The 23,783-nt window shown below is 73.5% G+C and carries 20 protein-coding genes; 8 read left to right on the top strand and 12 right to left on the bottom strand.

The genetic code is table 11. The features are described from left to right. Positions 1-112 precede the first annotated feature (112 nt). Positions 113-1,351 carry a hypothetical protein gene (locus tag AB0M16_RS22550; RefSeq protein ID WP_365345585.1) on the top strand — a complete coding sequence of 413 codons (1,239 nt, stop codon included), beginning with the start codon at positions 113-115 and terminating at the stop codon, positions 1,349-1,351. Between the two features lie 17 nt (positions 1,352-1,368). Here the strand turns inward: AB0M16_RS22550 and AB0M16_RS22545 are convergent, their stop codons facing one another. Continuing rightward, positions 1,369-2,022 carry a GAP family protein gene (locus AB0M16_RS22545; protein ID WP_365345583.1) on the bottom strand — a complete coding sequence of 218 codons (654 nt, stop codon included), beginning with the start codon at positions 2,020-2,022 and terminating at the stop codon, positions 1,369-1,371. Positions 2,023-2,245: 223 nt separating this feature from the next. On the opposite strand from AB0M16_RS22545, the gene AB0M16_RS22540 reads away from it, so the two are divergent. Then, positions 2,246-3,268: a YhjD/YihY/BrkB family envelope integrity protein gene (locus AB0M16_RS22540; protein WP_365345580.1), complete on the top strand. Its 1,023-nt coding sequence runs from the start codon at positions 2,246-2,248 to the stop codon at positions 3,266-3,268. Between the two features lie 202 nt (positions 3,269-3,470). On the opposite strand, the gene AB0M16_RS22535 is transcribed toward AB0M16_RS22540, so the two are convergent. Continuing rightward, a complete protein-coding gene (locus AB0M16_RS22535; protein WP_365345578.1) occupies positions 3,471-5,171 on the bottom strand; it encodes a DEAD/DEAH box helicase in 1,701 nt (566 codons plus the stop codon). A 90-nt stretch (positions 5,172-5,261) separates the two neighbouring features. Further along, on the bottom strand, positions 5,262-5,465 hold the full coding sequence (locus tag AB0M16_RS22530; RefSeq protein ID WP_007502648.1) for a cold-shock protein: 204 nt from the start codon (positions 5,463-5,465) through the stop codon (positions 5,262-5,264). Positions 5,466-5,650: 185 nt separating this feature from the next. On the opposite strand from AB0M16_RS22530, the gene AB0M16_RS22525 reads away from it, so the two are divergent. After that, entirely contained in the window at positions 5,651-6,223 is a 573-nt protein-coding gene (locus tag AB0M16_RS22525) for a HutD family protein (protein ID WP_365345576.1), read from the top strand. 175 nt (positions 6,224-6,398) lie between these two features. Here AB0M16_RS22525 and AB0M16_RS22520 read toward each other — a convergent pair whose 3' ends face one another. From AB0M16_RS22520 to AB0M16_RS22490, 7 genes are read right to left on the bottom strand one after another with little or no spacing between them, the layout of a single operon-like run. Further along, positions 6,399-7,733, bottom strand: a complete 1,335-nt coding sequence (locus AB0M16_RS22520; RefSeq protein ID WP_365345574.1) for a patatin-like phospholipase family protein — start codon at positions 7,731-7,733, stop codon at positions 6,399-6,401. Next, positions 7,730-8,164, bottom strand: a complete 435-nt coding sequence (locus tag AB0M16_RS22515) for a hypothetical protein (protein WP_365345571.1) — start codon at positions 8,162-8,164, stop codon at positions 7,730-7,732. The genes AB0M16_RS22520 and AB0M16_RS22515 overlap by 4 nt, the downstream gene beginning before the upstream one ends. Continuing rightward, positions 8,161-8,646 (bottom strand): DUF1772 domain-containing protein, encoded by a 486-nt coding sequence (locus tag AB0M16_RS22510; RefSeq protein ID WP_365345569.1) that lies wholly within the window; start codon positions 8,644-8,646, stop codon positions 8,161-8,163. Before AB0M16_RS22510 ends, AB0M16_RS22515 begins: the two co-directional genes overlap by 4 nt. Continuing rightward, a complete protein-coding gene (locus AB0M16_RS22505; protein ID WP_365345567.1) occupies positions 8,643-9,572 on the bottom strand; it encodes an acetoacetate decarboxylase family protein in 930 nt (309 codons plus the stop codon). Before AB0M16_RS22505 ends, AB0M16_RS22510 begins: the two co-directional genes overlap by 4 nt. Continuing rightward, positions 9,569-10,630: an alpha/beta fold hydrolase gene (locus tag AB0M16_RS22500; protein ID WP_365345566.1), complete on the bottom strand. Its 1,062-nt coding sequence runs from the start codon at positions 10,628-10,630 to the stop codon at positions 9,569-9,571. Before AB0M16_RS22500 ends, AB0M16_RS22505 begins: the two co-directional genes overlap by 4 nt. 4 nt (positions 10,631-10,634) lie before the next feature. Then, the gene (locus AB0M16_RS22495; RefSeq protein WP_365345564.1) at positions 10,635-12,512 is read right to left on the bottom strand and encodes a metallophosphoesterase; all 1,878 of its coding nucleotides are present in this window, start codon (positions 12,510-12,512) and stop codon (positions 10,635-10,637) included. Further along, complete coding sequence (locus AB0M16_RS22490; RefSeq protein ID WP_365345562.1) at positions 12,509-14,941, bottom strand: GMC oxidoreductase; 2,433 nt, start codon at positions 14,939-14,941, stop codon at positions 12,509-12,511. Before AB0M16_RS22490 ends, AB0M16_RS22495 begins: the two co-directional genes overlap by 4 nt. A 222-nt stretch (positions 14,942-15,163) precedes the next feature. Between AB0M16_RS22490 and AB0M16_RS22485 the strand changes: the two genes are divergently transcribed. Beyond that, positions 15,164-16,102, top strand: a complete 939-nt coding sequence (locus AB0M16_RS22485; RefSeq protein WP_365345561.1) for a MurR/RpiR family transcriptional regulator — start codon at positions 15,164-15,166, stop codon at positions 16,100-16,102. 251 nt (positions 16,103-16,353) lie between these two features. On the opposite strand, the gene AB0M16_RS22480 is transcribed toward AB0M16_RS22485, so the two are convergent. Beyond that, positions 16,354-17,394 (bottom strand): TolB-like translocation protein, encoded by a 1,041-nt coding sequence (locus tag AB0M16_RS22480; RefSeq protein WP_365345559.1) that lies wholly within the window; start codon positions 17,392-17,394, stop codon positions 16,354-16,356. After that, positions 17,391-18,671, bottom strand: coding sequence for an MFS transporter (locus tag AB0M16_RS22475; protein WP_365345557.1), 1,281 nt, complete (start codon positions 18,669-18,671; stop codon positions 17,391-17,393). Before AB0M16_RS22475 ends, AB0M16_RS22480 begins: the two co-directional genes overlap by 4 nt. 595 nt (positions 18,672-19,266) lie before the next feature. Between AB0M16_RS22475 and AB0M16_RS22470 the strand changes: the two genes are divergently transcribed. The 4 genes from AB0M16_RS22470 to wecB are packed head-to-tail and all read left to right on the top strand — an operon-like array spanning position 19,267 to position 23,673. Next, positions 19,267-20,496 (top strand): hypothetical protein, encoded by a 1,230-nt coding sequence (locus tag AB0M16_RS22470; protein WP_365345555.1) that lies wholly within the window; start codon positions 19,267-19,269, stop codon positions 20,494-20,496. Further along, positions 20,493-21,272: a WecB/TagA/CpsF family glycosyltransferase gene (locus AB0M16_RS22465; protein ID WP_365345553.1), complete on the top strand. Its 780-nt coding sequence runs from the start codon at positions 20,493-20,495 to the stop codon at positions 21,270-21,272. The genes AB0M16_RS22470 and AB0M16_RS22465 overlap by 4 nt, the downstream gene beginning before the upstream one ends. Next, entirely contained in the window at positions 21,272-22,528 is a 1,257-nt protein-coding gene (locus AB0M16_RS22460) for a nucleotide sugar dehydrogenase (RefSeq protein ID WP_365345551.1), read from the top strand. The genes AB0M16_RS22465 and AB0M16_RS22460 overlap by 1 nt, the downstream gene beginning before the upstream one ends. Positions 22,529-22,533: 5 nt before the next feature. Further along, the gene (gene wecB / locus AB0M16_RS22455) at positions 22,534-23,673 is read left to right on the top strand and encodes a UDP-N-acetylglucosamine 2-epimerase (non-hydrolyzing) (protein WP_365345550.1); all 1,140 of its coding nucleotides are present in this window, start codon (positions 22,534-22,536) and stop codon (positions 23,671-23,673) included. Positions 23,674-23,783: the final 110 nt, after the last annotated feature.

Raw genomic sequence — 23,783 nt, 5'->3', positions numbered from 1 at the left:
TTCTTCTCGGGCCCCCGAACAGCCCAGCCCGGGATGCCGTGCGCTCGCACATCCACGGAAATGGACACGGACGCCTGTCCCCGACAGGCGCCGACGTGACCATGGAGGACGGATGACAAGAGCGCTGCGGAGTGTCGCGTCGGCTGTGCTGATCGTTCTCGCCTGCATCCTGGTCCCCGTCAGCGTGCTCACGGTGTGGGTGCACGACATCGTCCTCGACACCGACCGCTATGTCGCGACCATGAAACCCCTCGCCGACGACCCGGCCATCGAGGCGGCCATGCACAACCGGATCGTCCACGCCGTGGACGTGCGGGTCGACGGCAAGGAGATCACCGCGGACATCGCGGCCTGGCTGCAGTCGCAGGGCCTGCCGCCGCGCGCGGCCAAGGCCGTCCGAGGGCTGGCCCCGCAGCTGGACGACGCCGTGAACGCGGCCGCGGACAAGGTGGCGAACCGCTTCGTCGAGAGCGACCGGTTCGAGAAGCTGTGGGTCACCGCCAACCGGGCGGCCCACAACGCCGTCGTGCACGCCCTGACCGGCACGGGCCGCGGAGCGATCGGCGTCTCGGAGGGCACGGTCACCCTCGACGTCGGCGAGGCCGTGGACCGGGTCAAGCAGGACTTGGTGGACGCCGGCCTGGAACCGGCGGCGAAGATCCCGGACGTCGACAAGCAGCTGGTGCTCTTCCAGTCGGACAAGCTGAAGAAGGTGCAGGGCGCCGCGCACGCGCTGGACGTCATCGGGAACTGGCTGCCCGTCATCACGGTGGTGCTCGCCGCCGGGGGCGTCCTCCTGGCCCACCGGCGCCGCCGTGCCCTGGCGAAGACGGCCCTGGGCGCGGCCTTCGCGTGCCTGGTCGTGGCCATCGGCCTCGTCGTCGCCCGCCGCTACTACCTGGACCACCTGCCGGCCCAGGTCCAGTCCGAGGCGGCCGCGGCCGCCGTCTTCGACACGCTCCTGCGCTTCCTGAGGGTCGCCCTGCGCACCGCGATCGTGCTCGGCGTCGTCATCGCCCTCGGCGCCTACTTCATCGGCCCCGGCCGGCTGGCCCGCGCCACGCGCTCGACCGCCGAGCGGGGCGCCGACTCGGCCGCCGGGTGGTGGGGCCGCCACGGCATCGACACCGGGCCCGTGGGCACCTGGACCGAGGCCCACCGCAAGTGGCTGACGGTCGGCGCCCTGCTGCTCGTCGCCCTGCTGTTCGCCCTGTGGAACCACCCCACGGTCCTCACCGTCCTGCTCCTCGTCCTCATCCTGCTCGCGGTGCTCGCCGTGATCGCCCTGCTGGCCGCCGACGGGCGCAGGAGGGAGGAGCCGGCCGCCGCAAGGCGGCAGCCGCAGCCGTGAGGCCCGGTGGGACCGGCTCAGGACGTCAGCTGGACGATGCTCCGGCCCACCAGGAACAGGCCCACCACGACGCTCACCCCCACGAGGGCCTGGTTCTGGTGGGCCTGGAGCCAGGTGCGCAGCTTCCCGAGCCGTACGCGGGCGGAGTCGGGCGCGAACAGCGCGTAGAGCTCCATCGCCAGCAGGCTGCTCGTGCCGAGGACGCAGTACACGGCCAGGGCCACGTACGAGGAGGTACGGGACAGGTCGGCGCCCACCACCGTCGCCGCGCCGGCAGCCACGAGTCCCCACGGCTGGAGCAGCGGCCCCAGCGCCGCAGCGGACCACACGGAGATCCGGTCGAGCCGTGCCGACATCCTGCTGGGCTTCTTCGGCCGGTGGGTCCGCCCGCCGGTCCTGTGCCGGTACCACCCGTACCCGACCAGCCCCATGCCCACGGCGAGCTTGACGGCGGACGCGGCGGTGGACGGAGGGGACCTGGGCGGCGGCGGCCGGCCGCCGGTGGAGATCAGCACGGCCGCGAGGACGGCCACGAAGCAGGCCAGCCAGGAAACGATGAAGGCCAGGCCCTTCCAGCTCCCGCGATCCGCCGAGAGGACCAGGACGAACGCGGTCACCGACAGCGGGAAGACCGCGATGCCCAGTCCGATGACCACCAGGTCAGGAACCATCACGGCCCCCGCGCAGCCCCGCGGGCCCGGCGGCCGGGCCGCTCTCGCTCATGGCTTCATCTTCACCGTCCCGCCGGAACCCCACAAATCCTCGAGGGCGGGGTCCGTCCCGGGGCGCGCGGCCCCGTGTCCCGCCGCCTTGTGCGGGCACGGTTCACCCGTTCGGGCCCCGCTCGCGCCGCGGCTGCGAGCCGGGTGGTCGCCCGGGCGGCACGCTGGCAGCATGCAGCGAGCGACAAGGGGCGGACCGCGCCGGCCGGGCCGCCGGGCGGGCCGGGACCGGCGGCGCGAGCGGAGGCGGCGGTCCGGGGCCTCGCTGCGGTCCCGGGGCGCGCGGCTGAAGACCAGGGTCGCGCGGCTGCGCACCCGGGCCGAGGAGCGGTTCCCGCTGATCACGCATCTCGCGTCCCACCTCATCTCGGTGAACGTGTTCGACTCGGCGACCCGGCTGGCCGCCCAGACGTTCCTCACCGCGGTGCCCCTGCTGTTCGTGGTCGCCTCCGTCGCCCCGGAGGAGCTGCGCGACCAGTTCGTGGCGTCGGTGAACGAGCTCTTCGGCCTGTCCGGGAGCGCGAAGGACGAACTGGACAAGGCCTTGCAGGGCACCGGCGCCCCCTCCGACGAACTGCGGCAGACCTTCGGCGTCGTCAGCGGACTGATGGTGCTCATCTCGGCCACCGCGTGCAGCCGTGCCATGCAGCGCCTGTGCGAGCGTGCCTGGAGCCTTCGGGGGGCGAGTGCCCGGGTGGCCGCCTGGCGCTGGGTCGCCTGGCTCGCCGCGTGGATGGTCATGATCGGACTGCAGGGGGGTCTGCGCAGTGGTTTCGGCCTGGGGCTGTGGCTGGGGCTGCCGCTGGTGGTCCTCACGGAGGTCGGCATGTGGTGGTGGACGCAGCACCTGCTGCTGGCCGCCCGCGTGCCGTGGCTGCCGCTGCTGCCGGGCGCGGTGCTGACCGGGGTCGCCCTGAGCGTCGCCACCTCGACCGCGTCGCTGTACGTGCCCAGGGCGCTGAACCGCAGCCTGGAGAAGTACGGCTCGCTGGGCGCGGTGTTCACGCTGCTGTCCTGGCTCATCGCGCTCTGCGTGGTGGTGACACTGTGCGTCACGGCGGGCGCCGTCATCGCCCGTGAGCCCTGGGCGGCCCGCCACCTGGGCACGCCTGAGCCGCCCGGCCCGCCGGCCCCGCGGCCGGACGACACGACGTCGGCCGGGCCGCCGCGGCCGGGACCTCCGCCGGCGGACTGACCACCACGCCACCCGGCGGAACCGGGGCCGTCGGCGGCGGACCCGGGCCGTCGGCGGTGGGACGTACCGCCCGCGGTGGAACGTACCCGCCCCGCCCGGCCGGTGCCGGTGGGCTCCGCCCGGCGACGCCCGCGCGCGAGGTCACCGGCCGGGCCGTGCACCGATCACGCCCGCCGCGCGGAGCGGGGCGCCACGGTCCGGGCTACGACGCGGACCGGCGGCGGTCCCCTCCGCCGGAGGAGTGCTCGCCCGCCGCCCGCCGACCGGATCCCCGGCCGTTGCCGGACGCGCCACGGGGCGCCGTCCCCTCGCCGCCGCCTCGGCGGCGGTCGGTGCCGCGGCCGCCCGAGCCGGCAGCGGCACCCGTGGCCTTGCCGGCTCCCGCCCCGGCCCCGGTCCGGCGCGACGAGCCGCGCCCGTTGCCCGCGGAAGGCCGGTCGGTCCCCGCCGACCCGGCGGCGCTGCGGCTGCCGGCGCCCCGGTCCCGCGTGCCGCCGGAGGCATCCGGCGCCGCCGGGCCGTCGCTCTTGCGCCGACGGCGGCCGGACCGCGTGCCGGGCTCGGAGCCGGTCCCCCGGTCCCGGCGGGGCGCCGACGGCGCCGCCGGGGGGACGACCTCGAGGGTCACGGGAACGCCGGACGGCTCGCGAGCGCCGGTGATGGTGGTCAGTTCCTCGTCGGTGGACTTGATGCGGGCCGTCCTGGGGCGGATGCCCGCGTCGGACATGATCTTGGTGACGTCCCGCTTCTGGTCCGGCAGGACCAGGGTGACCACGCTGCCGCTGCCGCCGGCGCGCGCCGTGCGGCCGCCCCGGTGCAGGTAGTCCTTGTGGTCCATGGGGGGATCGACGTTCACGACGAGGTCGAGGTCGTCGACGTGGATGCCACGGGCCGCCACGTTCGTCGCCACCAACGCGGTGACCTTGCCGCTCTTGAACTGGTCCAGGGTGCGGTTCCGCTGCGGCTGCGTGCGGCCCCCGTGCAGGGCGGCGGCACGGACACCGACGGCCAGCAGCCGCTTCGCGAGCCGGTCGGCGGACCTCTTCGTGTCGAGGAAGAGGATGACCCGGCCGTCGCGGGCCGCGATGCGGGTGGTGACGGCCTTCTTGTCGGTCTCGTCCAGGACGTGGAGCACGTGGTGCTCCATGGTGGTCACCGCTCCCGCGGACAGGTCCACGGAATGCACGACGGGGTCGGTGAGGAACCGCTGCACGAGGCGGTCGATGTTGGCGTCCAGGGTGGCCGAGAAGAGCATCCGCTGCCCGTCGGCCCGCACCTGCTGGATCAGCTTGGTGACCTGGGGCAGGAAGCCCATGTCGGTCATCTGGTCGGCTTCGTCCAGCACCGTCGTCCGCACCTGGTCGAGCACGCAGTCGCCGCGCTCCACGAGGTCGTTGAGCCTGCCGGGACTCGCCACGAGCACCTCGGCGCCGCGCCGGAGCGCGGCGGCCTGCTTGGTGATGGACAGCCCGCCGACCACGGTGGTCAGCCGGAGGTTCACCGCCGTGGCGTAGGGGGTGAGCGCGTCCGTCACCTGCTGGGCGAGCTCCCGGGTGGGCACCAGCACGAGGGCGAGGGGCGCCTTGGGCTCGGCCCGCAGACCGGCGGTACGGGCCAGCAGCGCCAGGCCGAACGCGAGGGTCTTGCCGGAGCCGGTGCGGCCACGCCCGAGCAGGTCACGGCCGGCCAGCGAGTTGGGGAGCGTGGCGGCCTGGATGGGGAACGGGGTGGTGACACCCTGTGCGGCGAGGGTCTTCAGCAGACCTGCGGGCAGGTCCATTTCCGCGAAGTCCTCGACGGCGGGAAGCGCCGGCGTCGTGCTTTCCGGCAGCCGGAACTCCCTCGGGGACGCCGGTGACGGCGACGAGGTGCGCCGGTTCGACTTCTGGGGCCTACGGGACATGCGGTGGTCTGCCTTCTTCCTGGAAACAGCGCAAACCGGGGTCCGCACCATGACGGTGCGGACCCCGGTGAGCGGATACGCGAGTGGCGATCAGGCGGGGACGATGTTCTCCGCCTGCGGGCCCTTCTGGCCCTGCGTCACGTCGAAGGAGACCCGCTGGCCCTCCTGGAGCTCACGGAAGCCCTGGGTGGCGATGTTCGAGTAGTGGGCGAAGACGTCCGGGCCGCCGCCGTCCTGCTCGATGAAGCCGAAGCCCTTCTCCGAGTTGAACCACTTCACGGTTCCCTGTGCCATGATCTTCTCCTTCTGTAGGCAGAGGCCCCATCCGGAGATGCCGGAAAACAAAATATGCACCTGAGGGGAAAGCATTCCTGTCAGGTGCACATAGGTTCATGGGTACCGCAACTGCAACGCTGTAACCCTAACACAGCTCGGCCGGCGCGCATCGGCAGCGAGCACACGCCGAAGGAGCTGACGACATGACCGCAGGACGCCTGCTCAGGGCGCGCGACCGGGTGGCGACGCCCTGGCGGAACGGCGGCGGCGTGACCCGGGAGGTCGCCGCGGGCCCCGCCGAAGCGGGCCTGGAGGACTTCGCCTGGCGGGTGAGCCTCGCCGACGTCGCGACCGGCGGCCCCTTCTCCGCCTTCCCCGGAGTGGACCGGATCATCACCGTCGTCGACGGGCCGGGGATGGAGCTGACCGTCGACGGCGTCCCGCACACCGTCGCCGCTCCGTACGAGCCGTTCTCCTTCTCCGGCGACGCCGCCACGGACTGCCGGCTGCTCGGCGGCCCCCTCGTCGACTTCAACGTCATGACGCGCCGGGCCGCCGCCACCGCGCAGGTGCGCGTGACGCGCGAGGGGTTCTCCGTCGTCCCGCGGAGCGGGACCCTGACCCTCGTGATCGCGCTGGCGGGCACGGCGACCGTCGCCGGGTCCGGCGTCGCCCTCGACCGGTTCGACGCCGTCCTGTTCTCCGGCGACCAGGCGGACGCCTTCCAGGTCGACGGTGTGACGGCCGTCGTCACCGTCACGACCACGGGGGAATGAGGCCGGGGCCGTGCGTCCCCCGACGGACAGGCGGCACGGACAGGCAGCACGGACAGACGGGCGGACAGGCGGACGGACAGGCGGCACGGACAGACGGGCGGACAGACGGACGCACACACGGTGCCGTCCTCGGTCTCCCGCAAGGGCCCGGCGCCGGCCCGGTCCCGGCCTGTCCTCAGTCCCTCGCCAGGGCCCGGCGCAGACCGTCCCCGGCCAGTTCCCTCAGTGCCTCGGCACGGCTGCGGAAGCCGTGGGTGCCGGTCGGTTCCACCGAGGCGAGGGCCCGGGCGGCGTCGCCCAGGCTCAGTTCCAGGCGGGCCGAACTCCCGTCGCCCGCGGAGAAGTCCACGGTGCGCGAGTCGGACCAGAGGTCCGGGCCCGGGGCGTCGCTCAGGTCCCGTCGGGCGCGGAGCTCCCGCCACGTGCCGTCGAGGCGTACGCGCGCCGTGTACTCCAGGGTCGCGCCGTCCGCCGTCGCCCGGCCGTCGGCCAGCAGCACGCGGCCGCCCCAGGGCGCGTGGTCGACGTGGCCCACCAGGCGGGCGCCGGGGGAGGGGGCGCCGTCGGGAGGGAGCGGCAGTTCCACGGTGACGTCGAGGGTGAGTCCGGCACCGGCCGCCTCGCCGCGCAGGCGCTCGCGGAACCGGACGCCCCGGGGCTGGTCCGGCATCACCGTGCACGTGGGGTCCTTGGGCACGCCCGCCGCCGGTGCCGAGTCGAGGTAGTGCCAGGCGTCCCGGTAGCCCATCGCGACCAGGGTGTCGGCGGAGATCCGGCCGGCCAGGAACTCGGGGTCCAGCGGCAGGGCGTGCCGCGGTGTGACGACGTGCAGCACGAACGGGCGCCGCGCCGCCTCCAGCTCGGCGAAGAGCGCCCCGTTCGCGCTCATCTCGATCATGTGGACGTACTGTTCGAGCGGACCGTCGCCCCAGTACGGGGTGTTCCCGATGCACCACACCAGCCAGACCTCGTCGGCGCCGCGCCGCAGCGCCTCCGAGACGTTCGCGTCCTTGATCCACACCGCGTCCGTCCAGATGCGCGCGCCCCGGCGCAGCGGGGGGACGAACAGGGGGAGGGACATGCCCGCGGCCATCAGCTCCGCGTCGATCTCCGTGTGCGGGACGGCCACGCAGGTCTTGCTGGCGAAGTCGGCCACGTTGAAGGTGCCCGCCACGGGGGACGACCGGATCGCCGCCGGGTCCACCCCCAGGGCCGGGAGGACGTCGTGGACGATGCCGTCCGCGTCGCCCAGGGCGGGCAGCGCCCACGGGCCCTTGAGGTAGTCAGTCAGCGGCAGGAGCGAGCTGAACGTGCGGACGTCCAGGCCCGACCAGCGGCGCCCCATCTCCGCCGGGTCCTGGCCCGACAGCAGCATGCCCGTCGTCATGATGCCGCCGGACGTGCCGTCCACGTGGTCGAAGGCGAGTCCGTGCTCCCACAGGGCTCGCACCACGCCCGTCTGCCACGCCACGCGCATACCGCCGCCCGCCAGGACCAGGGACCGCCTCACCGGCCCGCCCCCGCGGTGAGCGGGCGTCCGGAGCGCGAGCCGAGGCGGTGGCCGAGCAGCCAGCACAGGAGGGCGGTGGCGAGGTCGAAGAACGCGACGAGCAGGGCGATCGGGCCGAAGAGGTCGCGCAGGACCCCGACGCCCACCAGCACGAAGGCGCCGAACTTCTGCAGTCCCGTCCACCACAGGAGGTACGGGGGCGGGGCCGGGCCCAGCAGGCCATGGACCAGGAGGCCGCCGACCACGATCATGAACATGCCTACAGTGGCGAAGAGGTGGCGGCTGAGGGCCGTCGGGTCCGCCGACAGCAGGTCCAGGACCGGCCCGGGCGCCACGACCTGGCTCGCGCCCGTCAGCACCGTCACCGCACCGATGAGGACCAGGACCAGTCGGAGCGGGTCCCGGGTGACCCGGGCCGGGAGCACGCTCACTTCAGTGCTCCCAGCAGGTCGCCCTTGGCGACGATGTACCAGACGATCGCCGCCCAGGTGACCGTCGAGCCCGCGAAACGGATGTCGTTGAGCCGCATCCAGCGGATGAGCAGAGGCGTCAGCCCGGCGGGGCCGTCGAAGTCCCCCGCCCGGATCTTCTTGTTGATCGGGATGATGAGGACCTGGCCCACCCAGGTGAGCAGCACGATGCCCGCCAGGCAGGCCGCCGACAGGGCGACGTACCACTCGCCCCACTCGCTCCAGACGAGCACGATGCCGGAGACGAACATCAGCGGGACGACGACGGTGAAGAACTTGGTCGCCTCGGTCGTGGGCACGCCGAAGTGGTCGTCGACGTTGTCCGGCGTGAGAGTGCGCCAGGTCGGATAGAGGAAGAACCGCAGCACCCACATGGTGCCCATGTACATGGTCGCGCCGAACAGGAAGTACAGGGCGTTCAGCAGCAGCAGGGACTCCTTCACGCCTCGGCCTCCACGTCGATGCGCGGCGGCTCGGGCCACTCCTGCGACAGGCCCAGGCCGACGACGCTCTCCAGGCCTTCCCCGTACGTCCGCCCCGGCTCCTCGCTGGTCAGGAACCAGCACTCGAAGTGGTCGTCGAGGACGCCCTGCGCCGAGGTCAGGTAGACGGTGAACAGCGGGTCGTCGGCGATGCCGAGCCCGTGCAGCGCGGCGACCTGCGGCGCGTCGCCCAGGACGAGCCGGGCGCGGGCCCGCCGGCCGACGGCGACGTCGGCCCTGCCGTCGAAGTAGATGGAGGACTTCATCAGCATCCCGCGGAACGCGCAGTAGTTGACCGCGCCGACCCGCATCGGCAGCGCCGTCGCCGGCGGACGGGCGATCTCGACGTACATCCCGAGCCGCCCGTCGACCTCGTACTGGCTGGAGACGGCCGCGTCGCCGACCTGGAAGTCGAGGCTGGCCCGGTGCTTCGGCATTCCCCAGATGCCCTTGCCGCCCTTGACGGAGATCTCGCTGCTCACGGGCAGGTCGAGGACGTACTGTCCGGTGCGGAACGCGCCGCGCAGCAGCCCGGGCAGCAGCGGCGGGGCGGGCCGCGGCCCGTGCGTGCAGGCGATCGCGACCGAGAACTCGATGTAGCGCCCGATGTCGGTCCGCAGGTAGTTGACGACGGTGATGAGCAGCAGCCCCTTCCCGCCGGGCAGGGTCAGCGGGTGCAGTTCGCCGCCGGGCAGGAGGGCGGCGGCCGCCGCCCGGTCGACGGGGAAGCCGGCCATCAGGGCGGGCGTGTCGACCGAGTCGACGGGCAGCACGAAGGGGATGTCGTCGACCAGCGCGTGCCGTCCGGCCAGCCGGCGCTGCCGGCGCGGTACGGGCGAGGGCAGCGCGGAGAGCCCCAGCCGGGCGAGGTCCAGGATCCGGTTCATCGGGCGAGCTCCTCAAGGATCAGGGGGTACGTGTCGGTCGCCGCGTCACGGCCCAGGAACACGTCGAGGTGGCCGTAGCCGGGCAGGAGGTGCAGGCGGTCGTCGCGCCCGGGGCGGTGCCGGGCCAGGAAGTCGTGGGTGCGCTGCTGGCTCTCGGCGAGGAAGCAGCGGTTGTCCTCGCCCGCGAGGAGCACGATCCGCGCGTCGGTCCGCGGCGCCTTGTCGGCGAAGGCCGGCGGCAGCGACCCGATGCCCTCGGTCGACACCAGCTGTCCGGCCCGGATGCACCGGTTCATCTGGGCGAAGAAGGTCATCGGCACCTCGGCGAACTCACCGCGGATCCAGTCGTGCGTGACCTCGTCGAGGTTCGCGTGCGACCACAGGGCCGGCCAGCCGGTGCCGTACGTGAAGCTGACCATGCGGCACACCGTGTTCCGGCACTCCGGATGGGTGGCGCGGACGAACCCCACGATCAGACGTGACAGCGGGCCCGCCGGCCGGTCGCCCCACGCCGGCGAGATGGCGGGCAGGAAGCGGCTGATCGCCGGCGCCAGGCGGGCGATCTTGAACACGGAGAGCCGGGGCACGACCGGGTGCAGCGACACCGCGTTGCTGACCACCGTCTCCACCTGGGGCAGCAGCCCGGCGGACAGCGCCATCATGAAGGACGTCGAGCCCTGGCAGTGCACCACGGCCCTGAGCCGGTCCGCGCCCGTCGCCTCCAGGACGTGCGCCACCGCCGCCGGATGGTCGAAAGCCGCCGCCTGGTCCAGCGTCCACGGGACCGGGTCCAGGTCGATCGACGCGCGCCAGTTCAGCAGCCACACGTCCCAGCCCGCGTCGATCAGGGCGTCCACGAAGGTGCGCCGCAGCGGCGGGCGGAACAGCTCGGCCCGCACGCCGGCGCCGTGGACGACGAGCACCGGGCCCCGGGTGGGCGGGCGCCGCCCCTGGACGTGCACGAGGGTCAGCGGCCGGCCGTCGAGCGCGGTCAGCGGTCGCACCTCGGTGACGTGGTCGCGGCGGGTCGTCGGGGCCGGCTCCGGTGTGGCGGTCATGCGGTCACGCTCCCCGGGAGATCACGACGGGGTCCTCGATCAGACGGACGGCCGGCGGGGTGGCGGGCACGGGCCGCTTCCCGCCGTTCGGGTCCTCGCGCAGCTCCCAGTCGCGGCAGACGGTGTCGAGGGCCAGCGGATAGAGGGTGAGATCGCCACCCGGGGCGATGTGCAGACGCAGCAGGCCCTTGTGGTCCTCGATGGACTGGCCGGACATCTGCCACTCGGCGACCTCCCCGCCCGTCGCCGACAGCACCCACAGCGCGAACACCCCCGAGCCGAGCACCGCGCCCACGACGGCGGCGACGCCCAGGCAGGCGGACAGCACCACCCACCCGTCCCAGCCCTTCGGGTACGGGATGGCGATCGTCACGGCCAGCGCGAACACCGCCACGGCGGCCTGGGCGAGGACCGCGACCGCCGGGCCCGAGGGCGGCGTCGCCGGGCGCCCGCGCAGCAGCCGGCCGAGGAACCCGAGCACCAGCAGCCCGACGGCCACGCCCAGGCACACCGCGCCGAAGCCCCAGAAGTCGCCGAGACCGGCCCGGCGCACGGCGTCGACGGGCCGCAGCACCCCCTCCGCCAGCGCGAACAGGAAGCTCATCAGGAGGAAGAGCACCGCGTGCACGACCGCGGCCAGCTTCGCGAACCCGATGTTGCGCCACGGCAGCCAGCGCCCCGACCACGGCACGGCGATGCCCCGGGCGAGCCGTCGGGACTCCGCCGTGTCCGGATAGGTCCGGTCCGTGCGGGCGAACTCCACGGGCGGGTCGTCCTTGTCGCGCAGCCGCGCCCCGCGCGGCGGCAGGGACAGCACCGCGGGCAGCCGGTGGGTGGCCGCCAGGAAGGCGCCGCCCAGCCCGCAGGTCACCATCTGGCGCCGCGCCGGGTCCGGCGGCGGTGGCGCGGCGCCGGGCGGATCCCCGGGCAGGCGTTCCGCGTAGCGGGCGTAGTGGTGGCGGTCTCCGGTCAGCCACAGCCGGACCGAGGCGTGGGTCGGCACCCGCTGCCCGGTGCCGGGGTCGACGCGGGTACGGACGATGTTGCGGTCGAACCAGTGCAGGGCGTTGAAGGCGTCGACGTTCCGGTCGGCGCTCTTCACCCAGGTCGGCTCGGCCGAGCAGACGATCACGCCGTCGCCCTCGCGCAGGTTCGCCGACAGGTGCTGCTCGAAGTAGCGCAGCTGCGGGTCGTCGAAGTACGAGCCCAGCTGGCTGTCCAGGCCGACCAGCCACCAGCGCTCGGGCAGCCGGACGCAGAAGTAGCTGCGGGTCTGCAGGGTCCGCCAGGCGCCGATCGAACGGGCCTGGGTGAACATCCGCAGGAACGCGGTCAGGCCGTCGTACCAGTCGTGGTTCCCCGGCAGCGCAACCATCAGCGGCGGGTCGGCCGCCTCGGGCAGCGCCGCCCGGTAGGGACCCTTCATGCGGTCCTCGTAGCCGGTGGCCGACGCCGCCGGGTACACCTCGTCGCCGCCGAGGACCAGGAGGGACCCGCGGCTGAGCCGGAGCGGCTGGTCCTCCGGCGCGAGGGAGCCGTCCCGGGGCGCGGCGCCGTCGACCCCGGTCGCGCGGGCGGCGACGGTGAGCTCCTCCGCGGCCAGGGTGAAGGCCACCGACGCGGTCGCGTCGAAGCCGTCGCCCAGGTCGGCGACGAAGTCGATCCAGAGCTCCCGAGCGGCCGGGTGGCCGAGCGGGACCTCCAGGAGGTCCGCGTCGAGCACCTTCTGGAACTCCCGCTTGTCCGAGTAGTCGGCGAACACGGCCGCGAGGGCGGCCTTGACCGCGGTGCGGGCCAGCTGCCTGGGGGCCAGCCAGCGCACCTGGTCCTGCGGCGTGAAGCCGAGTTCGGCGGCGTGTCCCCGCAGCTCGCGCGTCCTCACCCGCGCTCCCGGGCCGGCGCGACGAGGGAGCCGTACGCGTCCCACAACTCGCCCAGGAACAGGCGGCCGAAGCGGGTGAGCGCCCGCGCGGGATGCGGCCCGGAGGCGCGGAACGAGGTCAGCTGCCGGGCGAAGTCGGCGGGCAGGATGACGATCACGCCCGCGGCGAGGACGCGCGCCCCGTCGTCGCCGCCCTCCGGGACGTGGCCCGCGAGCACCCGGACGTACAGGGTCGAGGTGTCACTCCACACGTCGAGGCCCGGGTCGTCACGCACTTCCTTGTGCCCGACGAGCGTGAGCGGATTGCCGCCCGGGTCGCGCAGGTGCAGCCGGTACAGCATCCGGCGCCGGGACGGGTCACCGTCCCGGGTGAACAGGTTGAACCAGCCCGCTTCGACGGGCAGTCGGCCGCCGAGCACGTCGCACTCGACGTGCCCGACGGCGCCCGCCGGGTGCCGCGGGTCCGCCACGAAGCGGTCGACGTCGTCCGCCGTGATCGTGAGCCGGAACATCAGGCGCTGCCCGCGGGTCCGGCCGAGCGCCCGTCCCTCCTCGGGGTCGGTGGCGCCGAGCGCGACGTACCCCTTCATCTCCTCCGTGAAGGACAGGCTGGTCGGGCGTTCGCCGTCCGGAGAATTGGCGGCCGCGGACGGGCCGGTGAGATGCCCGGGAGCGTCGGCCGGCGCGGGCGGCGTCCTCGCGGCCCGCGGGGTGGCGGGCTGCTCCAGGATGCGGGTGCAGGCGCGGTCGGCGTAGGCGGCGATGGTGAGCGACGGGTTGGCACCCACCGGACCGGGCAGGGCGGCGCCGTCGAGCACGTACAGGCCGGGGTGCCCGAACACCTCTCCGTACCCGTCGCAGACCCCTTCCGCGGGATGACGGCCCATCGGCGCGCCGCCCAGCGGGTGCACGGTGATCACCCGGCGGGTCCACCACAGCGGGTTGTCGTGGAACTCTCCGCCGAGCGCCCCGGCCACGTCGGCCATGGTGCGGCGCACCCCCTCGAAGTAGCCGCGCGAGGTGAGGGTGGTCCAGTCGACGTCGAGGTAGCCGCGGCGCAGGCTCATCCGGCCGTCCGGGACGTCCCGGCCCATGCCGAGCAGCGGCAGCGAGGAGTCGGAGAAGACGGCGGGGCCGAGGAGCAGCGCGAGCGCGGCGCTGATGTTGCTCTGCGGGGCGAGACCGAGCCGGGAGCGCAACCGGTGCAGGGCGAAACGGGCGGTGCGGGGCAGGCTCTTGGGGACCTGGGACACCTCGGCGAGCCAGTCCACGAAGGCCGGGTAGCCCGCGTCCTCGACGTAGTGGCCGCGGCCCGTCGAGCCGTCCCCGTCGAGTGCGTCGCCGACGCGGATGGCGCTGGTGATGACCGGCCCGGTGCTGCTCGCGAGCCTGCGCGGGCCGCTGCCGGCGGATCCGCCGGTGGCCTTGAGGATCAGCCCGAGCAGGTCGCCGTTGCCGCTGAAGCGGTTGCCGAGGGCGGTGCTGATGCCGGGCAGCGCGGAGCGGTTGCGCAGCAGCAGGAACGTCGAGCCGAACGCGCCTGCCGCGAGGACGAGGCGCCGGCAGCGGATCCGGTGCAGCGGCAGCCGGCCGGTGGGGGTGCGGTGCCCTTCGCGGGCCGGGTCGTGGATCACGTACCGGACCTCGTACCCGCCGCCGGGGCGAGGTGCGAAGCCGCGTACCTCGCAGCGGGTGCGCAGGTCGGCGCCGTGGTGCCGGGCGGCCGACAGGTAGGTGTGGTCCAGGGTGTTCTTGGCGCCGAAGTTGCAGCCGAGGTCGCACTCGCCGGTGAGCCGGCAGGTCTCGCGCGGCAGGCCGTGGAGGTTGCCGTAGGGCGGCTCGGGCAGCGGGGTGCCGGGGACCGGGGTCCCGCCCTCGCCGTCGGCGGAGAAGGAGACGGCGAGCGGCGGCCGGGACACGCGCAGGTCCAGCAGGTCGGCGGCCTCGTGCATGGCCCGGGTCTTCGGGGTGTCCTGGTACGGGTACGGCGTGGCGCCGAGCATCCGCTCGACCTCCGCGTAGTGGGGGTCGAGGTCCTGACGGCTGATCGGCCAGTTCTCGTACCCCCCGCCGGGCAGGGGCGACTCGTGGACGAACCACTCGGGGTCCTTGCGCAGGAGCACGTTGGCGTAGATGAGCGAGCCGCCGCCGAGGCCGCTGGAGACGACTCCTTCGAGCCCGCGGAAGGACCAGATGTCGAACAGGCCGTGCAGGCCCTCGCTGGGGTCCCAGAAATTGCGGGCCATGGCTGCGGGCGTCCGGGGGAAGCTGCCCGGCGGGTACGGCTTGCCGCGCTCCAGGACGACGACGGACCGGCCGCCGGCGGCGAGCCGGTACGCGGCGACGGAGCCGCCGAAGCCCGAACCGACCACGACGACGTCGACCTCTTCGTCGGTCTCCGGTGTGCGGTGGCGCCGTTCGTGCGTCATCGGCGATCCCCTTACGGGCGAAGAGCGGACATTCTGCCCCGAAGTGGACGCTAAGGTCTGCCGGGCCGCGGCACCAAGCGAACGGTGCGTCCGGGGGACGGGGCGCGCGGGCGACGGCGTGGTGAACGGCGGTCACCTCAGGTCGGCCGGGACGGCCGCTCGCCGGAAAGGGCGGCCCGTTGAACTATCTTGGGCGACAAGGAGACGAGAAGGAGGCACCCCGTGCCATCTGGGCAGCAGGCGCGCGCACAGGCGGCCGCGATCACGCCGGGCAGACGCTCGCCGGAGCCGGAGGCGGCCACGCCCGCCGAGCGGGTCCGGGCGCTCTTCGGCGGACACCGGCTGTCCCCCGCGCAGCGGCGCATCGCCCAGTTCCTGATCGACCACCTCACCGAGGCCGCGTTCCTGTCGATCACCGAGCTCGCCGAGCGCGTGGGGGTCAGTCAGCCGTCCGTGACCCGGTTCGCCGTGTCACTGGGCTTCACCGGCTACCCGGCGCTCCGGGAGGCCCTGCAGCCCATCGCGCTCAGCGCGGTCGCCGGTGCGCCGGACGAGGGGGAGAGGGAGGGGGAGGGGCGGCTCCGCAACGAGCTCCAGTCGGCGGTCGATGCCGAGATCGAGAACCTGACGGCCCTGCGGCGCGTCTTCGCCGACCCCGACCGGATCCTCGACATCGGTCGCGAGCTGGCCCGGTCCGTGCCGCTGACCGTCGTCGGGCTGCGGATCTCGGTCTCCCTCGCCGAGTACTTCGCGTACGCCGCGCGTCGCATCCACCCGGACGTCCGGGTGGTCACGCGCGGGGGCAGCGTCGCCTACGACGGGCTGCTCCAGGCCCGGGAGGCGGGCGGCACCTGGGTACTGGCCTTCGCGATGCCCCGGCACGCCAACGAGACCCTCGCCGTGGTGAAGGCCGCGCGCGGCGCCGGTCTGCGCGTCGCGCTGATCACCGACCAGGCGCTCGGCCCGCTCGTCGACCAGGCCGACGTGGTCTTCGCCGCCGGTACGGGCTCACGCCTGGTCTTCGACTCGTACGCGGCGCCCGGGGTGCTGTCCGCGGCGATCCTCCAGGCCATGGCGGACGCGGACCCGGAGCGTACGCAGCTACGGCTGGAGAAGTACGAGCAGGCGGCGGACCAGCACGCCTTCTTCCTGGACGACTGATCCGTCCGGCTGGGCCCGGAGCGGGGCCGGATGATGGGCCGTACCCGCGGGTAGCATGAAAATTTTCATTCTCTTGCTTTCTCGACAGAAAGTATATTTACTAAAGGAGCCCCCACGGGCCCGAACAGAACATCGAAGGGTCGCCCCCTCCTCCTCAGACGGCCCTCGTGTTTGAACGGCAGGACCGCGCCCCACGCGGTTGCACTCCGGCGGCTCCGGTCAACCCCTGGACCGGAGCCGCCGCACGTTCCTCACCCGGCCGCCCCGGAGGCCGCCGGGGCCAGGCCGTCCTCCAGGAGGACGCGGGGGGAACCCGTGCCGTCGGCCGGGACGGTCCAGACGTCGTCCGAGTTCGCGCGGGTGTCCGCCGGCAGCGCGTACGCGAGGGTCCGGTCGTCGAGCCACACGGCCTGGTCGTCCACGCTGCGCCGCTCGGCGAGCGGGGTGGACGTCAGGGTCCGCAGGTCCAGGACGTGTTCGCGCCAGAGTGCGGATTTCCCGAGGACGCGCTTCTTGTAGGCGACCCGCGTGCCGTCGGGCGAGAGGGACGGGCACTCGACGTTACGGGTCAGCGTCGTGACGGAGCGGGCCGCGAGCGAGCCGCGGACGAGGTACGTCTCCTCGCCGGTGCTCAGGGTCGCGTAGAACGTGTCGTCGTCCTTCGCGAAGGTCACGCCCCAGAAGTTGACGTCCTTGTTCCGGTACGGCCGCCCGTCCAGGACGATCGCGAACTCCTCCAGGTTCGGGACGAGTTCCCAGCCGCGCGTGTCGAGGACCGCGGTACGGGTCGAGAAGAACGCGGACCCGTACGACTCGCCCTTCACGAACACCGTCCAGGCGGCAAGCCGCCCGCTGGGGGAGACCCGAGCCCGGCTCGGGATGCCCGCGAGGGAGTACGTCCGTCGCACGCGCAGATCGGCGTCGAGGATCTGCGCGCGGTAGGCCGGGCGGCCCAGGACGGTGGTGGACTGGAGGCAGACACCGGTGCCGGCGGCGGCGTGGAAGCGCAGGCAGCTCACGTCGGAAGCGGTGCGGGTCGCGCCCGCCGCGGTGGCGGCCGGGACCGACACCAGACGGTCGCGGTGCGGGCCCGCCGCCGTGTTGCGGAAGACCAGCCGGCCCGGCTCGTCCAACCGCACCGTGCCGCCGGCGAAGACCGGACCGCCCGGCCGTGGCTCGTTCTCCTCGGCGGCCCGGTCGGCCGCCGACAGGACGGACCAGGCGCCCACGCCGCCGAGGAGCAGCAACCCCGCGACGAGGATCAGCAGGCGGCGCAGCGGGGTGAGGGTCATCGCGGATCTCCCGTGGGACGCAGGGCGGCACCGGCGACGGCCGCGCAGCAGGCGAGGCCGACGGCCGCCCCGGCCAGCGCGGGGCCGTCGCCCCACGCGGCCCACGCGGCGCCGAAGGCCAGGGAACAGCAGAAGCGGGCGAGCGCCTGGCCCGTGCCGACCAGGGCGATGCCACTGGCCCGGAGCCGCTCGGGCACCACGGCGGCGACCGCCGCGGGCAGCACGCCGTCGGTCGCGGCGTAGAAGACGCCGTGCAGCACCAGGACCAGCCAGGGCAGCGCCGGGGTGCCGGGCGCCCACAGCAGGAGGGCGTACGCGAGCAGCAGCCCGGCGTGCCCGGCCAGGAACACCACCCGGCGCCCCACCCGGTCGGCGAGCCGCCCGGCCGGCAGCGCGAGCAGCAGGAACACCGTGGCGGTGCCCAGGGGCAGCAGCGGGAACAGCTGCTCGTCGATCCCCGTCCGGCGCTGCACCAGCAGGTACAGGAACGCGTCGCTGACGGTCGTCAGGCCGAGCAGGACCGCGCACGCGAACAGGGCCCGCAGCCGTCGTGTCCGCAACAGCCCGAACGCCGCCCGCAGATCCACCCGTGCCTCGCGGGAAGGGGACGCGGCCCCCTCGGCCGACGCGGGGGCGGGAGCCGTCCGTCCGCCCGGCACGAAGAGCAGCAGCACCAGCACCCCCAGGGCCGCCACGCACCCGCTGACCGCGAACACCGCGTCGTAACCCCCGGCCGCCACGCCCAGGATGAGGAACGCGAGGATCGGGCCGAGCAGTGCCCCGGTGGTGTCCATCGCCCGGTGCACGCCGAAGGCCCGTCCCTGCCGTTCCGGCGGGGCGGACAGCGAGATCAGGGCGTCGCGCGGGGCGGTGCGCAGGCCCTTGCCCGTACGGTCCAGGGCCAGCGCCGTACCCAGGGCGCCCAAGTTGTGGACCAGCAGCAGGGGTTTGCACAACGCCGACAGGCCGTAACCGATGCCGGCGATCAGCTTGTGGTTGCGCACCCGGTCGGCGAGATGGCCGCCGGTGAGCTGCACCAGGGCGCTCACGCCGTTCTGCACGCCGTCGAGCATCCCGAAGCCCAGCGGACTGAGCCCGAGCCCCACGACCAGGTACAGCGGCAGCACGGCGGTGACCATCTCGCTGGAGACGTCGGTGATCAGACTGACCGTGCCCAGCGCCAGGACGGTCGGGGAGACCGCCCGGACCGTGCCGCGGACGCGGTCCGGCGCGGAGCCGGTCGTCCCCTGTGGTGTGGAGCGGTCGGCCAGGTACACGGTCCAGGACTCCAGCCTCGTCGAGCGGGTGAGCGCGCGCCCACTGTAACCGCTGGACGTCTGTCGGAAGGGCGCGATCGGTGCGGCTTCGCGACCGCTTGCCACCAATTCCGCGAAAGGCCTCATCGTCACCGTGTTGTGCGCCTATCTTCCCGTTGTACGCTGCGAGTTGAGCACAACGTTCGCGCTGTGCGCTGGGGGTGTTCGTGGGGGGTTTCACCGGCAGGGGGCCGAAGCGCAGACGCTTCGACGCCGCCTGTCCGTCTCATCATGTTCGACTTGCCCGGGTTCGTGACACCCGGGACCGATCGCGCGCCGGCCTGCCCGAGAAGCGGGCAACCGCTGGATGAGCGCGCCGACGCGCAGGGCGGCGTCCCCCCAGGGGTGCCGCGGTCACGTCCTGCGCCGCGTCGCGCTGCCCGCAACCCGGCGTCGCACGACACCCCGTCGCAGTCCCGCACCACAACAGCCGGCATCACAGCCGGTGGATCAGCCAGCCGATCCGGACCAGCCGCTCTGGTCCGGGACCGACCCGAGGGGGGTGGGTGTGTCCGATCGTCCTGCCAACACACCCGACATTCCACGCAGTTCACGGATGACCGAGCTCGCGACGGCCGACCGGCCGCTCCACGACCTCGCCACCCGCCTGCTCGCCGTGGCGGAGCGGGGGCTCCCGAAGATGCTCGTGCCGGAGGGGACCGGCTTCGTCTTCACCCGGGCCGGGCACCGCGCCGACGCCGGCGGGTGGACCCTGGAGCAGCGCGGCACCAGCATCCGTTACGCCGCGATCACCGCCCTCGGCGTGCGCTTCCTGCCCGCCGACCGGCAGCGCGCGGTCCTCGGCGGCCACACCGCCGAGGAGTTCACCGGCCTGCTCGTCGAGCGGCTCCCCTGCGTCCGCAACCTCGGCGACGCCGCTCTCGTCGCGTGGGCCGCCGCCGAGACCGGCCACCCCAAGCTGTCGGACGCGCTCGACCGGGTCGCCGCCCTCGACGTACCGGGCCGCCCCCAGTACACGGTCGAGGCCGCCTGGGTGCTCTCCGCGCTCGCCGCCGCCCGCGGCACCCTCGACGTGGAGCAGCGCCTCGCCGCCGCCCGCGACCGGCTGCTGCGCGCCCGGATCGGCGGCAGCCCGCTCTTCCCGCACGCCACCGGACCCGGCCTCAACGCCTGGTACCGCGACCACATCGGCTGCTTCGCCGACCAGACCTACCCGCTGCAGGCCCTCGCCCGCGCGCACACCTCCGGCGACGACCCGGAGGCCCTCGCCGCCGCCGACGCCTGCGCCACCCGCATCTGCGCCCTGCAGGGCGACGGCGGGCAGTGGTGGTGGCACTACGACGCCCGGCGCGGCACCGTCGTCGAGGGATATCCCGTCTACAGCGTGCACCAGCACGCGATGGCCCCCACGGCGCTGCTCGACCTCGCCGAGGCCGGCGGCACCGACTTCGGCGAGCCGATCCGGCGCGGACTGCGCTGGATGACCGAGGTCCCCGAACTCGCCCGCGCCGGCACGCCCGAGCCGATGATCCTCGACGACCTCGGGGTCACCTGGCGCAAGGTGTACCGCGGCGACCCGAAGAAGGCGGTGCGTGCCGCCCGCGGGCTGTCCACCCGCCTGGTGCCCGGGCTGCGGCTCGGCGTGCTCGACTCCGTGTTCCGCCCCACGGCGGTGGACCGCGAGTGCCGGCCGTACGAGTTCGGCTGGATGCTCTTCGCCTGGCTCGGCTCGATCCGCGACGACGGCGCCGGCGCCGGGGTCGGGGTCACCGGGGCGAAGGCCACGGCGCCGGGGGCCGACGACACCGGGGCGGGTGGCAGATGACGAACCGTCAGCACCTCTTCGGTGTCACCCTCGACGCGCTCACCATGGACCAGACCGTCGACCGTTGCCTCGCCGCCGTGCGCGCCGGCGAGCGCCTGGAGATCGGCGTCGTGAACGCCGCCAAGCTGGTCAACATGCGCCGCGACCCCGCGCTCGCCCGGGCGGTCTCCGGCTGCGACCTGGTCCTCGCCGACGGCCAGGCCGTCGTGTGGGCGGCCCGGCTGCTCCGCCGTCCTCTGCCCGAACGCGTCGCCGGCATCGACCTGTTCATGCGGCTGCTCGGCGAGGCCGAGGCCGCCGGACACTCCGTCTACCTCCTCGGCGCCCGGCAGGACGTCCTGGAGAAGATGCTCCGCCAGATCGCCGTCCGCTTCCCCGGCCTGCGCGTCGCCGGCAGCCGCAACGGCTACTTCGACGACAGCGAGCAGCCCGCGATCGCCGACGCCATCGCCGCCGCCGGCGCCGACATGCTGTTCCTCGGCATGACCTCGCCCAAGAAGGAGATCTTCACCGCCGGTTACGGCGAGCGCAGCAAGGTGGCGCTCGTGCACGGCGTCGGAGGCTCCTTCGACATCCTCGCCGGGGTCACCCGACGCGCGCCCGAGCGCTGGCAGCGACTCGGTCTCGAATGGCTCTACCGCGCGCTCCAGGAGCCGCGCCGGCTCGGCAGGCGCTACCTCACCACCAACGTCTCCTTCGCCCTCATGACGGGACGGGAGTTGCTCCGCCGCACGCCGGCACCGTCGATCAGCACCGCAAGCAGGGGGGAATCGTGATGCGCGTCGTCGTCGTGGGACAGGGATACGTCGGACTGCCGCTTGCCGTCCGGGCCGCCGAGACCGGGCACGAGGTCATCGGCTACGACGTGGACGCCGACCGGGTGAAGAGCCTCGCGGCGGGGGAGTCGTACGTCGAGGACGTCTCCTCCGAACGCCTCCGCGCCGCCATCGAGGCCGGGACCTACCGCGCGAGCGACTCCGTACGGGACATCGGCGGCTTCGACGTCGCCGTCGTCACCGTGCCGACCCCGCTGCACGAAGGCACCCCCGACCTGCGCTACATCGAGGAGTCGGCCCGCACCCTGGCCCGCTACCTGCGCCCCGGGGCGACCGTCGTCCTGGAGTCGACCACCTACCCCGGCACCACCCAGGAGCTGTTCGGCCCCCTCCTCGAAGAGGGGTCCGGACTCGTCGCCGGATCGGACTTCCACCTCGGCTACAGCCCCGAGCGGATCGACCCGGGCAACCCGGTCTGGGGCTTCGAGCAGACCCCCAAGGTCGTCTCCGGCGTGGACGCGGGCTCGCTCAAGGCCGTGCAGGATTTCTACGACGGCCTCGTCGACACCACGGTGCCCGTCGGCTCGCCCAAGGAGGCCGAGCTCGCCAAGCTCCTGGAGAACACCTTCCGGCACGTCAACATCGCCCTGGTCAACGAGATAGCGATGTTCGCCCGCCACCTCGACATCGACGTGTGGCAGGCGATCGACGCCGCCTCCAGCAAGCCCTTCGGCTTCATGCGCTTCACCCCCGGACCGGGCGTCGGCGGGCACTGCCTGCCGATCGACCCCTCGTACCTCTCCTGGCGGGTGCAGCGCGAACTCGGGCAGAGCTTCCGCTTCGTCGAGCTCGCCAACGACATCAACAACCACATGCCCGACTACGTGATCCAGCGGCTGGTCAGCGCCTTCAACACCCGCAAGCGGGCCGTCAACGGCTCCCGGATCCTGCTGCTCGGCCTCGCCTACAAGAAGAACACCGGCGACGCCCGCGAGTCGCCCGCCCTGCGCATCTCCCAACTCCTCCTGGACATGGGCGCCGAGGTCCGCGCCGCCGACCCGCACGTGGTCGAGGGCCACCGGGTCGACAACCGCCTCCGCCGCGTGGAGCTCACCGAGAAGGAGCTCGCCGCCGCCGACGCGGTGGTGCTCATCACCGACCACGACGCCTTCGACTACGAGCTCGTCGAGGCCCACGCCGACTACGTACTCGACTGCCGGCGCCGGCTGAGCGGACCCAGGACCGAGGTGCTCTGAACCACATGACCGTCACCACCGTCCGTAGGATCCTCTGCGTCGCAGGCGCACGGCCCAACTACATGAAGATCAAACCGGTGATGGACGCCCTGGAGGCCCAGGGCGCCGAGGTGGTCCTCGTCCACACCGGTCAGCACTACGACCCGGCCATGAACGACGTCTTCTTCCAGGACCTCGGCCTGCGCCCGCCCGACCACTTCCTCGGCGTGGGTTCGGGCAGCCACGCCACCCAGACCGGACGCGTGATGGCCGCCTTCGAGCCGCTCGTCGAGCAGCTCGCGCCGGACGTCGTGGTCGTGGTCGGCGACGTCAACTCCACCCTGGCCTGCGCCCTGGTCGCGGCCAAGGGAGGCCCGCTGCTCGCCCACGTCGAGGCGGGCCTGCGCAGCCGCGACTGGTCCATGCCGGAGGAGGTCAACCGGGTCGCCACCGACCGGATCAGCGACTACCTGCTGGCCCCGTCCCCCGACGCCGCCGACAACCTGCGGGCCGAGGGCTACCGGGACGACCAGATCCACGTCGTCGGCAACGTCATGATCGACACCCTCTTCGCCAACCTGGAACGGGCGAAGGAGTCGGCCACATTGGCCGAACTCGGTCTGGACGCGGGGCGGTACGGTCTCGTCACCCTGCACCGGCCGGCCAACGTCGACGACCCCGAGATCCTCGCCGGGCTCCTCAAGGGGCTCGGCGAGGTCGCCGCGCACTGCCCGCTCGTCCTGCCCGTCCATCCGAGGGCCGCCGACAAGCTGAACGCCCTCGGCGTGCCCGGCGGCATCCGGCTCGTGCCGCCCGCCGGCTACCTCGACTTCATCGCCCTGCAGGCCGGGGCCCGCATCGTGCTCACCGACTCCGGCGGCGTCCAGGAGGAGACCACCGCCCTCGGGGTGCCGTGCGTGACGCTGCGGGACAACACCGAGCGCCCGATCACGGTCGAGCAAGGCACCAACGTCCTGGCCGGCCGTGACCCGGCCCGGATCGTCGCCACCGCCGTCCGGCTCCTCGACGACCCGCCGCCGCCCCGCCGCCCCGAACTGTGGGACGGGCACGCGGGCGAACGCATCGCCCGGGTGCTCCTGGACGGCGGAACGGCGGCCGAACGTCCCAGACCCACCGATCACCCCCGCCCCACGGACCACCGCTGACCGTCGACCGACACCGTCGACGGCACGTATCACCGCAGAACGTCGAACGTGGTGATCGCGAAGGGCTCACGTCCGCTCGCGATCCCACCTATCCTCATCTGCGGCAAGGC

The organism is Streptomyces sp. NPDC051921 (assembly GCF_040680975.1).
In the GTDB taxonomy this organism is placed as follows: Bacteria; Actinomycetota; Actinomycetes; order Streptomycetales; family Streptomycetaceae; genus Streptomyces.
This window is presented reverse-complemented; position numbering and strand designations above follow the sequence as displayed.

Coding starts and splice junctions, on each gene's coding strand:
- AB0M16_RS22550 (WP_365345585.1), top strand. CDS start 113: ATGACAAGAGCGCTGCGGAGTGTCGCGTCGGCTGTGCTGATCGTTCTC.
- AB0M16_RS22545 (WP_365345583.1), bottom strand. CDS start 2,022: ATGGTTCCTGACCTGGTGGTCATCGGACTGGGCATCGCGGTCTTCCCG.
- AB0M16_RS22540 (WP_365345580.1), top strand. CDS start 2,246: ATGCAGCGAGCGACAAGGGGCGGACCGCGCCGGCCGGGCCGCCGGGCG.
- AB0M16_RS22535 (WP_365345578.1), bottom strand. CDS start 5,171: ATGTCCCGTAGGCCCCAGAAGTCGAACCGGCGCACCTCGTCGCCGTCA.
- AB0M16_RS22530 (WP_007502648.1), bottom strand. CDS start 5,465: ATGGCACAGGGAACCGTGAAGTGGTTCAACTCGGAGAAGGGCTTCGGC.
- AB0M16_RS22525 (WP_365345576.1), top strand. CDS start 5,651: ATGACCGCAGGACGCCTGCTCAGGGCGCGCGACCGGGTGGCGACGCCC.
- AB0M16_RS22505 (WP_365345567.1), bottom strand. CDS start 9,572: ATGAACCGGATCCTGGACCTCGCCCGGCTGGGGCTCTCCGCGCTGCCC.
- AB0M16_RS22500 (WP_365345566.1), bottom strand. CDS start 10,630: ATGACCGCCACACCGGAGCCGGCCCCGACGACCCGCCGCGACCACGTC.
- AB0M16_RS22490 (WP_365345562.1), bottom strand. CDS start 14,941: ATGACGCACGAACGGCGCCACCGCACACCGGAGACCGACGAAGAGGTC.
- AB0M16_RS22480 (WP_365345559.1), bottom strand. CDS start 17,394: ATGACCCTCACCCCGCTGCGCCGCCTGCTGATCCTCGTCGCGGGGTTG.
- AB0M16_RS22470 (WP_365345555.1), top strand. CDS start 19,267: ATGACCGAGCTCGCGACGGCCGACCGGCCGCTCCACGACCTCGCCACC.
- AB0M16_RS22465 (WP_365345553.1), top strand. CDS start 20,493: ATGACGAACCGTCAGCACCTCTTCGGTGTCACCCTCGACGCGCTCACC.
- AB0M16_RS22460 (WP_365345551.1), top strand. CDS start 21,272: ATGCGCGTCGTCGTCGTGGGACAGGGATACGTCGGACTGCCGCTTGCC.
- wecB (WP_365345550.1), top strand. CDS start 22,534: ATGACCGTCACCACCGTCCGTAGGATCCTCTGCGTCGCAGGCGCACGG.